At 63.4% G+C, this 12,887-nt stretch carries 12 protein-coding genes and 1 pseudogene; 8 read left to right on the forward strand and 5 right to left on the reverse strand.

Annotated features, from left to right (window positions below):
• The first annotated feature begins 97 nt into the window (after positions 1-97).
• Together lpxD and fabZ are read left to right on the forward strand one after the other, a co-directional pair.
• Positions 98-1,162 carry a UDP-3-O-(3-hydroxymyristoyl)glucosamine N-acyltransferase gene (lpxD, locus tag JQ609_RS08470; protein WP_212272993.1) on the forward strand — a complete coding sequence of 355 codons (1,065 nt, stop codon included), beginning with the start codon at positions 98-100 and terminating at the stop codon, positions 1,160-1,162.
• Positions 1,162-1,620, forward strand: coding sequence for a 3-hydroxyacyl-ACP dehydratase FabZ (gene fabZ / locus JQ609_RS08475; RefSeq protein ID WP_212208065.1), 459 nt, complete (start codon positions 1,162-1,164; stop codon positions 1,618-1,620). The genes lpxD and fabZ overlap by 1 nt, the downstream gene beginning before the upstream one ends.
• Here fabZ and JQ609_RS08480 read toward each other — a convergent pair.
• The gene (locus JQ609_RS08480) at positions 1,617-1,910 is read right to left on the reverse strand and encodes a KTSC domain-containing protein (protein WP_312014818.1); all 294 of its coding nucleotides are present in this window, start codon (positions 1,908-1,910) and stop codon (positions 1,617-1,619) included. The two genes, fabZ and JQ609_RS08480, sit on opposite strands and share 4 nt — an antisense overlap.
• Before the next feature lie 154 nt (positions 1,911-2,064).
• On the opposite strand from JQ609_RS08480, the gene lpxA reads away from it, so the two are divergent.
• The 3 genes from lpxA to lpxB are packed head-to-tail and all read left to right on the forward strand — an operon-like array spanning position 2,065 to position 4,930.
• The gene (gene lpxA / locus JQ609_RS08485; protein WP_212272997.1) at positions 2,065-2,868 is read left to right on the forward strand and encodes an acyl-ACP--UDP-N-acetylglucosamine O-acyltransferase; all 804 of its coding nucleotides are present in this window, start codon (positions 2,065-2,067) and stop codon (positions 2,866-2,868) included.
• Positions 2,869-2,888: 20 nt separating this feature from the next.
• Positions 2,889-3,746 carry an LpxI family protein gene (locus JQ609_RS08490; protein WP_212272999.1) on the forward strand — a complete coding sequence of 286 codons (858 nt, stop codon included), beginning with the start codon at positions 2,889-2,891 and terminating at the stop codon, positions 3,744-3,746.
• On the forward strand, positions 3,746-4,930 hold the full coding sequence (gene lpxB / locus JQ609_RS08495; RefSeq protein ID WP_212273171.1) for a lipid-A-disaccharide synthase: 1,185 nt from the start codon (positions 3,746-3,748) through the stop codon (positions 4,928-4,930). Before JQ609_RS08490 ends, lpxB begins: the two co-directional genes overlap by 1 nt.
• 104 nt (positions 4,931-5,034) lie before the next feature.
• On the opposite strand, the gene JQ609_RS08500 is transcribed toward lpxB, so the two are convergent.
• From JQ609_RS08500 to gltX, 3 genes are all read right to left on the reverse strand, one after another.
• Complete coding sequence (locus JQ609_RS08500) at positions 5,035-5,439, reverse strand: GFA family protein (RefSeq protein ID WP_212273001.1); 405 nt, start codon at positions 5,437-5,439, stop codon at positions 5,035-5,037.
• Between the two features lie 156 nt (positions 5,440-5,595).
• On the reverse strand, positions 5,596-6,900 hold the full coding sequence (gltA, locus tag JQ609_RS08505; RefSeq protein WP_212273004.1) for a citrate synthase: 1,305 nt from the start codon (positions 6,898-6,900) through the stop codon (positions 5,596-5,598).
• Positions 6,901-7,059: 159 nt separating this feature from the next.
• A complete protein-coding gene (gene gltX, locus JQ609_RS08510; RefSeq protein WP_212273006.1) occupies positions 7,060-8,484 on the reverse strand; it encodes a glutamate--tRNA ligase in 1,425 nt (474 codons plus the stop codon).
• 164 nt (positions 8,485-8,648) lie between these two features.
• Here gltX and JQ609_RS08515 point away from each other — a divergent pair, with 164 nt between their 5' ends.
• Together JQ609_RS08515 and JQ609_RS08520 are read left to right on the forward strand one after the other, a co-directional pair.
• Positions 8,649-10,328, forward strand: a complete 1,680-nt coding sequence (locus JQ609_RS08515) for a glutamine--tRNA ligase/YqeY domain fusion protein (protein ID WP_212273008.1) — start codon at positions 8,649-8,651, stop codon at positions 10,326-10,328.
• A 38-nt stretch (positions 10,329-10,366) separates the two neighbouring features.
• Complete coding sequence (locus tag JQ609_RS08520) at positions 10,367-10,759, forward strand: nuclear transport factor 2 family protein (RefSeq protein ID WP_212273010.1); 393 nt, start codon at positions 10,367-10,369, stop codon at positions 10,757-10,759.
• Between the two features lie 21 nt (positions 10,760-10,780).
• Here the strand turns inward: JQ609_RS08520 and JQ609_RS35870 are convergent.
• A pseudogene (locus JQ609_RS35870) lies at positions 10,781-11,582 on the reverse strand (SPOR domain-containing protein); the annotation flags it as partial.
• A gap of 466 nt (positions 11,583-12,048) precedes the next feature.
• On the opposite strand from JQ609_RS35870, the gene JQ609_RS08530 reads away from it, so the two are divergent.
• Positions 12,049-12,411: an SPW repeat protein gene (locus tag JQ609_RS08530; protein ID WP_212273012.1), complete on the forward strand. Its 363-nt coding sequence runs from the start codon at positions 12,049-12,051 to the stop codon at positions 12,409-12,411.
• Positions 12,412-12,887: the final 476 nt, after the last annotated feature.

Here is a 12,887-nt window from a genome sequence, read left to right on the forward strand (position 1 = left end):
GCGTGAAGAAAACGCGTCAAAACAAAGAGAGGCGTCGGTTTTGATTATTCAGAACCGGGCCTCTGAAGCGACAGCCGGCCGGACTGCGACGGGTGGAATGGCGCAGCCGATGTTCTTCAAGCAACCGCCTTCGTCGACGCTGGCTGATATCGCCGCGTTGACGAAATCGGTATTGGTCGACCCCGCACATGGCGGCCATCTCATCCGGGGCCTCGCGTCGCTCGACGAGGCCGGCCCGATGCATCTGGCGTTCTTCGACAACCTCAAATACGCCGACCAGCTCGCCGCGACAAAGGCCGGTGCCTGCCTGGTCAGCCCGCGTTTTGAGGCGCAGGTACCGCCTCATGTCGCGGTGCTGCGGACCGCCCAGCCGTTCCGCGCGTTCGTGCAGATCGCGCGCCAGTGGCATGAAGACGCGCTGCGTCCACAGTCCTGGTTCGATAATGACGGAATTGCCCCGTCGGCGATCATCGACCCGTCCGCCCATCTGGAAGACGGCGTCATCGTCGATCCGCTGGCGGTGATCGGCCCTCGGGTCGAGATCGGGGCGGGAACGGTGATCGGTGCAGGGGCCGTGATCGGGGCCGAGGTGCGCATCGGCCGGGACTGCAATGTCGGCGCGCGTACCGCGATCCAGTTCTCCCTGATCGGCAACAACGTTTTGATCCACCCCGGCTGCAGCATCGGCCAGGATGGCTATGGCTTCATTTTCTTCGGTCCCGAGGGCCATCTGAAGGTGCCGCAGACCGGCCGCGTCCTGATCCAGAACAATGTCGAGATCGGCGCCAACACCACCATCGACCGCGGCAGCCTGCGCGATACGGTCATCGGCGAGGGCACCAAAATCGACAATCAGGTCCAGATCGGCCACAACGTGACCATCGGCAGGCACTGCCTGCTCGCAGCCCAGATCGGGCTCGCGGGCAGCCTGACGATCGGGGACAATGTCGCGCTGGGCGCCAAGGTCGGCATCAATAACCATCTCAAGATCGGCGACGGTGCCCAGGTCACCGCCATGAGCGGGGTCAAGGACGACATCCCGCCCAATGGCCGCTGGGGCGGTTTTTTTGCAAAACCAACCAAACAGTGGTTTAGGGAGATTATTGCAGTGGAGCGACTGGCGCAGGACGCCGCCGATCCGAAGAACGAGGGACGGGAGTGATGGAGGAGGTGCCGGTCAGGTTTGAACTCGTTGATATCAACGAGATCCTCAAGACGCTTCCGCATCGTTTTCCGATGCTGCTGATCGACCGGGTGATCAACATCCGCACCGATTACTCCGGCATCGGCGTCAAGAACGTGACCTTCAACGAGCCGGCGTTTCAGGGACATTTCCCGGAACGGCCGGTCTATCCCGGCGTGATGATGATCGAGGCCATGGCGCAGACCGCCGGCGTGATCGGCATCAAGTCGGTCGAAGGCACCGAGAAGCCGCGCGCGGTGTACTTCCTGACCATCGACAAGTGCAAGTTCCGCAAACCCGTGCTGCCCGGCGACACCATCGAATACCACATGCGCTCGATCGGCCGCCGCAAGGCGATGTGGTGGTTTCACGGCGACGCCAAGGTCAATGGCGCCGTGGTCGCCGAGGCTGACGTCGGCGCGATGCTCACGGATTAATTCGGGCAAGCAAAGCGAGCGCCCGACACTCCCCTGATATGGCGGTTGAAGAACCCGCCCATCGACCGCGCGCCCAGCAAGGCGTCGTAGGTCTCGGCCGGCAGATCGCAATACTGGTCGTAGGCTCCCTTGATCGCGACGATCAGATGGCGCCTCGCGCGGTCGTAGCAGACGCGTTGCACGATGCTGCTGCGGGTGATGTCACGGCACTCGAAACTGTTCAGGTCGATGCTGCTGCGGCCGGCGACATCGATCGTTTCGGAAACGACCGGCGTGGCCAGCAGGTGCATGAAAATCGCCGCGGCAACTCGGACCATGGTGTCACAAATGCTGAAACAAGCCGAGATCATACGTCACTGGACAGATCAGGCAAAGTCGCGGTAACCACCGGAAAACCCGACGATTTAGCGTCTTCCTTGTTAACGAATGGCCGGACCTGTCCTGATGAGCATGATCGATCCCACCGCGCGGATTGAAGATGGCGCTGTGATCGGCGAGGGCACCTCGATCGGTCCCTATTGCATCATCGGGCCTCACGTCGCGATCGGCGCCAATTGCAAGCTGATCGGCCATGTGCACATCACGGCGCGGACATCCATCGGCGACGGCTGCACGATCTATCCGTTCGTCTCGCTCGGCACCCCGCCGCAATCGCTGAGCTATCGCGGCGAACTGACGAGGCTTGAAATCGGGGCCGGCTGCACCATCCGCGAATCCGTCACCATGAACGCCGGCACAGTTGCCGGCGGCGGCGTCACGCGGGTCGGCGAGCGCGGCTACTTCATGAACTGCAGCCATGTCGGTCATGATTGCCAGGTCGGCAATGACGTGATCTTCGCGACGTCCGCGACACTCGGCGGCCATTGCGAGATCGGCGATTTCGTCTTTATCGGCGGGCTGTCCGCCGTGCATCAGTTCACCCGGATCGGGCCGCAGGTGATGGTCGGCGGCGTCTGCGGCGTGCGCGGCGACGTCATCCCGTTCGGCCTCGTCAACGGCCAGTATGCGAGCCTCGAGGGCCTCAACATCATCGGCATGAAGCGGCGCAAATTCACCAAGGACCGGCTCGTCACGGTGCGCGCGTTCTATCAAAAGCTGTTCCATGGCCCCGGCATCTTTGCCGAGCGGCTGAGCGAGGTTCAGCCGCTGGCGGCGAACGATCCGGCGATCGCGGAAATCCTCGCCTTCATCGATGCGGGCAAGCATCGCGCGCTGTGCCTGCCGGCCGACGACGCTCATAAATCCTGATGACGGGATCGCCGCAGCCCATGAGTTCAGCGGCTTCAGAGATTTCTTCGCCGGTCGGCGTGATCGCGGGCGGTGGCGCCATGCCGTTCGCGGTCGCGGATTCGCTTGCCGCTCGCGGCATCGCGCCGGTGCTGTTCGCGCTGCGGGGCTCCTGCGACCCGGTCCGGGCGGAACGCTTTCGCCACCACTGGATTTCGGTCGGGCAGATCGGCCGGGCGAAAAAGCTGTTGCGCAGCGAAGGCTGCCGCGACCTGATCTTCATCGGCACGCTGCTGCGGCCGGCGCTGTCGGAAATCAGGCTGGACTGGGGGACGATCCGCGTTATCGGCCCTATCCTGGCGGCGTTTCGCGGCGGCGACGACCATCTGCTGTCGGGGATCGGCCGGATTTTCGAGCAGGACGGCTTTCGCATGGTCGGCATCAGGCAGGTTGCCCCTGATATGCTGATGCCCGAGGGACGGATTGCCCGCGCAACGCCGGATCCGGCCGGCACCGCCGACATCGAGAAGGGACGGGAGGTGTTGCGCGCGCTAAGCCCGTTCGACATCGGCCAGGCCGTCGTGGTGATCGACGGTCACGTGGTGGCGGTGGAAGACATCGAGGGCACCGACAGGCTCTTGGCACGCGTGGCGCGCTTGCGCAGCGAGGGCCGCATCCGCGCCAGCACGGGCCGTGGCGTACTGGTCAAGGCGCCCAAGACCAGCCAGGATTTGCGCTTCGACCTGCCGACGGTGGGGGCAACGACGGTCGAAGGCGCGGCCAAGGCAGGGCTTGCCGGCATTGCCATCATTGCCGGACAAACCATCGCGGCGGACGCGCAGGCCATGATCGATGCCGCCGACAGCGCCGGCCTTTTCATCCAGGGGCTGCCGGCGTGATGCCGCCGCGTCCGACCACCGACACGGTGCGCAAGATCGTCCTGATCGCGACGGAGGAATCCGGCGATCGCCTCGGCGCCAATCTCATGAAAGTGTTGCGCCAGCGCCTCGGCGACGCGGTGCAGTTCGAAGGCGTCGGCGGCCGCGCGATGGCGCGCGAGGGCATGAACTCGTGGTTTCCGATCGAGGAACTCTCGATCATCGGCCTTGCCGCGGTGGTCAAGCAATTGCCGAAGATCCTGCGGTTGATCAAGCAAACCGCCGCTGCGGTCACGGAGGCTGCGCCCGACATTCTCGTCATCATCGACAGCCCCGATTTCACCCACCGCGTGGCGAAGCGTGTCCGCGCCAGCGATCCCAACATTCCGATCGTCGACTATGTCTCGCCCTCGGTCTGGGCGTGGCGGTCGGGCCGCGCCCGCGCGATGCTGACTTATGTCGATCACGTGCTGGCTTTGCTGCCGTTCGAACCAGAGGCGTACCAGAGGCTTCGCGGGCCGCCCTGCAGCTATGTCGGCCATCCCCTGACCGAACAGCTCGCCTCGCTCCGGCCCACCTCTGAGGAGCGACAGCGGCGCGACGCGCCGCCGCCGGTACTGCTGGTGCTGCCGGGAAGCCGCCGCAGCGAGATCCGCCACCACATGGCGGTGTTCGGCCAGGCGCTGGCGCGGCTCAATGCCGAGGGCGTCGCGTTCGAACTGATCCTGCCGACCATGCCGCATCTGCAGGAGCCGGTCGCGGAAGCGCTGAAGACTTGGACGGTGCAGCCCCGCGTCGTGATCGGCGAACAGGAGAAGCGGGCCGCGTTCCGGATCGCGCATGCGGCGCTGGCAAAATCCGGCACCGTAACGCTCGAGCTTGCACTATCAGGCGTGCCGATGGTGACGGCCTACCGCACCGGCGCGACGGAAGCCTGGATCCTGCGGCGGGCGATCAATGTGAGTTCGGTGATCCTGGCCAATCTCGTGATCGGCGAAAACGTCGTTCCAGAATTCCTGCAGCAGGACTGCACGCCGGAAAAACTATCGCAGGTGTTGCGCGAGTTGCTTGGCGATTCCGCGCTGCGTCGAAAGCAGCTCGAAGCCTTCGCGAAAATCGACCGGATCATGTCGACCGGCAACACGCCGCCGAGCGCCCGCGCCGCCGATATCGTGCTCGCGACGATGCGCAAGGCGCGGCGGTAGAGCGTTTTCCAGCGAAGTGGACGCCGGTTCGCGTTAAGAAAACGCGTCAAACCAAGAATCTAGAGCCCCGTTCCGATACAAGCGGAACGGAAAAGGCTCTAGCGCTAACCCTTCGGTGCCGAACCTTCCGGCCACTCCGGCAATTGATCCTTCGGGTCGAACCACGTCGCGCAATCCGATCGCCAGATGTGTGCGACGGCCCGCTTGGTGATCGGTGTGTCCAGACACCCCATCCGCAGCAGGATGTTGCCAGTGCCGGCGCGCTCGGCGATGATTTGCGAGCCGCATTGCGTGCAGAAATAGCGTTGCTTGCCGGGCGAGGATTCAAATCCCCGGAGCAGGCTTTCGCCTTTGGTCCAGCGAAAGCGGTCACGCGGGACGCTGGTCACCGTCGAGAACGCCGAGCCATGCGCCTTGCGGCAGGTGGCGCAGTGGCAGTGCACGATGGCGCCGGGTTCGGCGTCCACCTCATAGGCCACGCTTTTGCACATGCAGCTTCCGGTGAGCATGAGGGTCTCCTGGAATCGTAGGGTGGGTGGAGCGCAGCGATACCCACCAACTTTCTTCGGCTTGACGGTGGGTATCGCTGCGCTCCACCCACCCTACAAAAAAAGCCGGACGCGACGATCGCATCCGGCTTTCTTCGGTCTCGTATCCGTCAGGCCTTACTTGCGCTTGCCCATCTCGACGTAGTCGCGGCGGGCGACGCCGGTGTAGAGCTGGCGCGGACGGCCGATCTTCTGCTGCGGATCCTCGATCATCTCGCTCCACTGGCTGATCCAGCCGACGGTGCGGGCGACCGCGAACAGCACGGTGAACATCGAGGTCGGGAAGCCCATCGCCTTCAGCGTGATGCCCGAATAGAAGTCGACGTTCGGGTAGAGCTTGCGGTCGATGAAGTAGGGATCGCTCAGCGCGATCTTTTCCAGCTCCAGCGCGACCTTCAGCATCGGGTCGTCGCCATGGCCGGTCTCGGCCAGCACGGCGTGACACATCTTCTGCATGATCTTGGCGCGCGGATCGTAGTTCTTGTAGACGCGATGTCCGAAGCCCATCAGGCGGACTTCCGAGTTCTTGTCCTTCACCTTGGCGATGAATTCGGGAATCTTGTCGACGGTGCCGATGTCGGCCAGCATCGCCAGTGCAGCCTCGTTGGCGCCGCCATGCGCCGGTCCCCACAGGCAGGCGATGCCCGCGGCGATACAGGCGAACGGATTGGCGCCGGAAGAGCCGGCGATACGCACCGTCGAGGTTGAGGCGTTCTGCTCATGGTCGGCGTGCAGGATGAAGATCTTGTCCAGCGCGTCAGCCAGCACCGGGTTGATCTTGTAGTCCTCGCAAGGCACCGCGAAGCACATGTTGAGGAAGTTCTCGGCAAAGGTGAGCGAGTTCTTCGGGTACACGAAGGGCTGGCCGACGGTGTATTTGAAGGCCATCGCGGCCAGCGTCGGAACCTTGGCGATCATGCGCATCGAGGCGATCATGCGCTGCTTCGTATCGTTGATGTCGGTACTGTCGTGATAGAACGCGGCCAGCGCGCCGACGGCCGCGACCATGATGGCCATCGGATGGGCGTCGCGGCGGAAGCCCTGGAAGAAGCGGGCCATCTGTTCGTGAACCATGGTGTGATGGATCACGCGGTGGTCGAAATCTTCCTTCTGCGCCTTGGTCGGAAGGTCCCCGTACAGCAGCAGATAGCAGGTCTCGAGGAAATCGCCCTTTTCGGCGAGCTGCTCGATCGGATAGCCGCGGTATTCCAGGATGCCGGCGTCGCCGTCGATATAGGTGATCTTCGACTGGCAGCTGCCGGTGGAGGTGAAGCCGGGGTCGTAGGTGAACATCCCGGCCTGGCCGTAGAGCTTGGCGATGTCGATGACATCCGGCCCCACCGTGCCGCTCAGGATCGGGAAATCGTAGGTCTTGTTACCTACCGTTAGCGTTGCGGTCTTGTTGCTGGATTTTGCGTCCATCGTGTAGTCCCCGATGAAATCGTTGCGAAAACCGGCTGTTCCTGATGCCATTCTCTGGGGCGAAAAGGGGCAGGCCGGATTGTCTAGAAGGCGGCCGGAAAGGGGTAGCTTATTGCCCTGTGCACTGCAAGATGGCCGCCGCTAGCACATAGCAGGGGTTCATCCCGCGGCTTGATCGCCGAGCCGGGCCAGGCATTGATCCCGCCCCAGCACCGCCAGCACGTCGAAGATTCCGGGCGACGTCGTCCGCCCTGTCAGCGCCACCCGCAGCGGCTGGGCGACCGCGCCCAGCTTGAGGTTATTCTGCTCGGCGAAATTCCGCATGGCGGCTTCGGTGGTTTCCGAATTCCAGTCGGTGACGGCCTCCAGCGCATCGCGCAGCTTGCCGATCAAACCGCGGGTTTCCGGCGTCAGCAGGGCGGCCGCTTTCGGCTCGAGCTCGAGCGGACGGTCGGCAAAGATGAAGTAGGAGCCCGCGATCAATTCGAGCAGCGTCTTGGCGCGCTCCTTCAGGCTCGGCATCGCTCGCAGCAATTGCGCCCGCGTGGTGTCGTTGAGCTTGGCCTTCAGCTCGGCGCCGTCAGGGACATGATCCAGCAGTTGCTCGAACATGGTCACGAGGGATTGATCGTCGGCCTGGCGGATGTAGTGGCCGTTGAGGTTTTCCAGCTTGGCGAAATCGAACCGCGCCGCCGAACGGCCGATGGCGGGCAGGTCGAACGCGGCGATCATCTCCTCCGTCGAGAAGATCTCCTGGTCGCCATGGCCCCAGCCGAGCCGGACCAGGTAATTGCGCAGCGCCGCCGGCAGATAGCCGAGTGCGCGGTAGGCCTCGACCCCGAGCGCGCCATGGCGCTTCGACAGCTTCGCGCCATCGGCCCCATGGATCAGCGGGATATGGGACATGTTCGGAAGCGTCCACTCCAGCGCGTCGTAGATCTGCTTCTGGCGCGCGGCGTTGATCAAATGATCGTCACCCCGGATCACGTGGGTGACGCCCATGTCGTGGTCGTCGACCACGACCGCCAGCATGTAGGTCGGGTTGCCGTCGCCGCGCAGCAGCACGAGATCGTCGAGGTTCTCGTTCTGCCAGACCACGCGGCCCTGGACCTGATCCTCGATCACGGTCTCGCCGGTCTGCGGCGCCTTGAGGCGGATGGTGGGCTTCATGCCCGCGGGCGCCTCCGACGGGTCACGGTCGCGCCACAGGCCGTCATAGAGGCGGGTGCGGCCCTCGGCGCGGGCCTTCTCGCGCATCGCCGTCAGTTCCTCCGGCGTGGCGTAGCAGCGATAGGCCCGGCCGCTGGCGAGCAGGGACTCGGCAGCCTCGCGGTGGCGGGCGGCGCGGCTGAACTGGTAGATGACGTCGCCGTCCCAACCGAGCTCCAGCCACTTCAATCCGTCGAGGATCGCGGCAATCGCCGGCTCGGTCGACCGCTCGCGGTCGGTATCCTCGATCCGCAGCAGCATCTTGCCGCCGTGTTTCCTGGCGTAGAGCCAGTTGAACAGCGCGGTGCGGGCGCCTCCAATATGGAGGAAGCCGGTCGGCGAGGGGGCAAAGCGGGTGACGACGGAATCGGTCATGATTGGGGCAGGCCTATGCGTGAACGGCCGTGGTGTATAGCAGGACGGTGCATAACTAAAGTCTCGCCGTTAAAGTCAGCCCTTTAGTGCTGCCTTGGCCAAAGCAGGCTTGGCGGGCAGGGGCGAATTTGGCAGAAGGGCCGCTTACCGAGCGGGAACACGTAATGACCACAGAACCGGCAGCGGCAGAAGCAGGGCGCGATTTCATTCGCGACATCGTCCAGGCCGACCTCGACACCCAGAAGCACAGCCGGATCGTGACCCGATTTCCGCCGGAGCCGAACGGCTACCTGCATATCGGCCACGCCAAGTCGATTGCCCTTAATTTCGGCATCGCGCAGGAGTTTGGCGGCAAGTGCCATCTGCGCTTCGACGACACCAACCCGACCAAGGAAGAGCAGGAATATATCGATTCCATCCAGGCCGACGTGCGCTGGCTCGGCTACGACTGGGGAACCGATCTCTACTACGCCTCTGACTATTTCGAGCGGCTCTACGACTGGGCGGAAGGCCTGATCAAGGCCGGCCATGCCTATGTCGACGACCAGTCGCAGGAGGAAATCCGCGTCAGCCGCGGCACGCTGACGGAACCCGGCAAGAACAGCCCGTTCCGCGACCGGCCGGTGGACGAGAACCTCGATCTGTTTCGCCGCATGAAGGCCGGCGAATTCCCGAACGGCACCCGCGTGCTGCGCGCCAAAATCGACATGGCCTCCGGCAACATCAACATGCGCGATCCCGTGCTGTACCGGATCCTGCACGCCCATCATCCGCGCACCGGCGACAAATGGTCGATCTATCCGAGCTACGACTATGCCCACGGCCAGTCGGACGCCATCGAAGGCATCACCCATTCGATCTGCACGCTGGAGTTCGAGGATCACCGGCCGCTCTATGAATGGCTGCTCGACAAGCTGCCGGTGCCGTCAAAGCCGCGGCAGTATGAATTCGCCCGGCTCAACATCACCTACACGCTGCTTTCGAAGCGGGTGCTGACGCAGCTCGTGCGCGAGGGCCATGTCGCCGGCTGGGACGATCCGCGGATGCCGACCGTCGCCGGCCTGAAGCGGCGCGGCGTGCCGCCGGCAGCGGTGCGCGAATTCGTCAAGCGCATCGGGGTGGCGAAATCCAACAGCGTAGTCGATGTCGGCATGCTGGAATTCTGCATCCGCGAACTGCTCAACAAGACGGCCGAGCGCCGCATGGCGGTGCTGCGGCCGCTGAAGGTCGTGATCGAGAATTATCCTGAAGGCCAGGTCGAGGAGCTCGAGGCCGTCAATCACCCTGACAATCCCGATGCCGGCACCCGCCGCATCGCGTTCGGCCGCGAACTCTATATCGAGCAGGACGATTTCATGGAGAACCCGCCGAAGAAATTCTTCCGGCTTTCTCCGGGCAACGAAGTGCGGCTGCGCTACGCCTATTTCATCAAATGCACCGGCGTGATCAAGAATGACGCCGGCGAGGTGGTCGAGCTGCGCTGTACCTATGATCCTGCCACCAAGGGCGGCAACGCGCCCGATGGACGCAAGGTGAAGGCCACCATGCACTGGCTGCCGGCGGCGCAGTCGCGGCCTGCTGAAATCCGCGTCTACAACCAGCTATTTGCAAAACCGAGCCCCGACGCCGGCAATTTCGCCGCCGACATCAACCCGCAGTCGCTGGAAGTGCTGTCCGACGCGCGGATCGAGGTCGGCGTCGCCGAAAGCAATTCGAACGAGGTGATGCAGTTCGAGCGGCAGGGCTATTTCGTGCGCGACCAGGATTCGACGGCGGACAAACCAGTGTTCAACCGCACCATCGGCTTGCGCGACACGTTTGCCAAGGAAGTCGCCAAGGGCTGAGAAGGGCTGACGTCGCTTCAAACCGATTGGATATTCCGATGCACAGCCCGGCCGACGACATCGCATCCGGCACCATGGCGAAGTGGGCCGCGGCGTTCAGCAGGCTGGACGCCGACGCGCTCGCTTCGCTCTATTCGAGGCACGCGCTGTTCTTCGGCTCGAACCCGAAACTCTATCGCGGACGCGACGGCGTCACGGCCTACTTCAAGGGATTGCCGCGGTGGCGGACGTCGGCCGTCCAGTTCACCGATGTCGTGGCCGAGCAGGCCGGACCCGATTTGGTCAATGTCGCCGGCACGGCGTCGTTCGACGCCGATGAAGGCGCCGTAAAACTGTCGGTCAAGATCACCTGGGTGATCGCCCGCGAAGACGGCGACTGGAAAATCGTCAGCCATCACGTGTCGTCGAAGGCGCCGTTGATCCAGCAATAGGGACGCTGCGGCCTTCGCCCGTCAATTTCGCTGGACGATGCATTCTCCGCCGGCGGCCTTCAGGCTCTCGCACAAATCGAACGCTTCGTCGGCGGTCGAAAACGGGCCGACCATAGCGCGGTAGAGCACGCCGTCGTTGCCGTCCACGCGTTTGACGATGGGGGCGCGTGATCCCAACACGGCGGGAAATTTGGCCTGCAGCACCTGATAGGAAGCCAGCGCGTCCGCTTCATTGTTCTGGGCGGATACCTGAACAGCATAGCCCGGACGCGACGGCGACGTTGCAGGCGCGTGAGCCGGATTCCCGGCGCCGAAAGCGACCTTGAATGCATTGGTGCCGGGCGTTCCTTTTTCGATCGCGATGATGGCGCGGCGGCCGCTGGAATAGACGATCGGAATATCGAACCATGTGTGCTCGAGCAGCAGCTGCAGGTTCTTGGCGCGGTCTGCAGGGGTGTCCTGCAGGCACTACCATGAAGAAGTAGTCGGTGACCTTGACCACGACGGCGGCGAGCGGAACGCCACGGCTCTGTTCGCTCGATTTCGTCAGCAGTCCCGGAACGCTGCTGACGGCAATATCCGGTGGCAAGGTAAATCTCAGTTCCGCGGTGTGGCTGGCTGGCAGGGATTTGTCGGTATTGCGCCGGAATGACAGCGTCAGCTTGAGCTTGCGCCATGGAATCTCGACGTCGGCGTAGACGGCCAATTCGTCAGGCTGACCCGCAGCCTTGATTGGGACGGTACGCCACGAGACCGAGCCTTCATATTTGGTGCCCTTGGGATCGGAAGGGTCCTCGTCATACAGCACAGCCCGCTGGGGGATATTGTTTTCCGATGCGGCCTTTGCGGTGCCGTTTGCAAGCAATGCAAACGAAGCGACGGCGAAGGTAAGAAGGAGGCGGCGGCGAGCCGCGTTGCCCGTTCGCCGCCAAACGCGGACAGCAAGTCTGGATTTTTGCATCTGAGCCGGGGTCTCGTACAACCATAAAGTGAAGTGAAATTATCGCTGCCGGAGGGCTTCAACAAGCCGCAATGCGTACTTGCGCGCACCGGATCGATCGAGACGGCGGTTCGTTTCCGTTCCGCTGGCCCGCGAGACGTCGACACTGGTCAGGCGCACGCAGCGTGCGTCCTGCTGCAGCGCACTTGCAAGAGCGTTTTTGGGGTGATGGGCGGCCAGGGTGGGACGACGGCGCCGGGGGCAGCAGCAGCGTCAACACAACGCAGGTTGAGGAACGCGTTTTTCAGCGCGGCGCCACCATATTCATGGAGGAGAGGAGGTGAGTATCATGCGCATTCAACACTGGCAGGACGTTGCCAGCCTGGTGGTGGGTGTCTGGCTGGTCGTGTCGCCGTTCGCCCTGGGCATGGCTGGGGCAGAAGTCGTGCTAACTATCGCCCTTGGCTTGTGCGTCATTCTGTTTGCCGTAGAGGGATTCGTCATTCCCTCCTATCTGGAGGAATGGGGAGAGATCCTCATCGGTTTGGCTCTGGTGGCGGTACCTTGGACGGTCGGCTACGAGTCGGTATCGGCCACGGCAAGCAGTGTGGTCTCAGGCATATTGGTGATTTTGCTTGCAGCCTGGGAACTAGCGACCGATCGCGATTTCAGCACCTGGTGGCACGATCGCTGGCATCATCCAGCCAGCTGAGAAGGGTGGTTGCCGAGCCTTTGGCCCGACCGTTATCTACTTGCGGTCGGGAGGAGAGGAATTGGCTCGGCGACGTGGGCCGGGATTTGAATTGCCATGTGCGGGTGCGCGACGCGACAGGCCAACATTGCAAGTAGCGGCCGCAACGCCTGGTCTCAGAGGAGCGTTGAACCACCTGAGAAAAGCTCCAGCGGCCTTCATGCCGCGAGCTTCCAATGCCTCCGTCCCCACTGTCCGGGATCGGAGGCGCGACAGCAGTCAAATCCCCAATCACACCGGCACCTTCTGAGACTTTCGGCTCAATCGGCTGGACGACGGGCGGACATTCTTTCGTCCGCATTTCGCATCTGTTCCACTCGCCCGCGGATAGCCGCTTCCAGGCGGCAGGAGAGGCTACGCCGGGACCTGGCCGCCGCAGGGGGCGGCGCCGGCCGGCGGATTGCTCCCGTCGCGTCTTTCGAACTGGCCGCCGTTCA

It is taken from the genome of Bradyrhizobium sp. AUGA SZCCT0169 (assembly GCF_018130085.1).
In the GTDB taxonomy this organism is placed as follows: domain Bacteria; phylum Pseudomonadota; class Alphaproteobacteria; order Rhizobiales; family Xanthobacteraceae; genus Bradyrhizobium.

Bases quoted from the DNA above. Each gene is read 5' to 3' on its own strand.
- JQ609_RS08520 (WP_212273010.1), top strand. From the start codon at position 10,367: ATGCACAGCCCGGCCGACGACATCGCATCCGGCACCATGGCGAAGTGG.
- gltA (WP_212273004.1), bottom strand. From the start codon at position 6,900: ATGGACGCAAAATCCAGCAACAAGACCGCAACGCTAACGGTAGGTAAC.
- JQ609_RS08490 (WP_212272999.1), top strand. From the start codon at position 2,889: ATGAGTTCAGCGGCTTCAGAGATTTCTTCGCCGGTCGGCGTGATCGCG.
- fabZ (WP_212208065.1), top strand. From the start codon at position 1,162: ATGGAGGAGGTGCCGGTCAGGTTTGAACTCGTTGATATCAACGAGATC.
- lpxA (WP_212272997.1), top strand. From the start codon at position 2,065: ATGAGCATGATCGATCCCACCGCGCGGATTGAAGATGGCGCTGTGATC.
- JQ609_RS08480 (WP_312014818.1), bottom strand. From the start codon at position 1,910: ATGCACCTGCTGGCCACGCCGGTCGTTTCCGAAACGATCGATGTCGCC.
- lpxB (WP_212273171.1), top strand. From the start codon at position 3,746: ATGCCGCCGCGTCCGACCACCGACACGGTGCGCAAGATCGTCCTGATC.
- JQ609_RS08515 (WP_212273008.1), top strand. From the start codon at position 8,649: ATGACCACAGAACCGGCAGCGGCAGAAGCAGGGCGCGATTTCATTCGC.
- lpxD (WP_212272993.1), top strand. From the start codon at position 98: ATGGCGCAGCCGATGTTCTTCAAGCAACCGCCTTCGTCGACGCTGGCT.
- JQ609_RS08500 (WP_212273001.1), bottom strand. From the start codon at position 5,439: ATGCTCACCGGAAGCTGCATGTGCAAAAGCGTGGCCTATGAGGTGGAC.
- JQ609_RS08530 (WP_212273012.1), top strand. From the start codon at position 12,049: ATGCGCATTCAACACTGGCAGGACGTTGCCAGCCTGGTGGTGGGTGTC.
- gltX (WP_212273006.1), bottom strand. From the start codon at position 8,484: ATGACCGATTCCGTCGTCACCCGCTTTGCCCCCTCGCCGACCGGCTTC.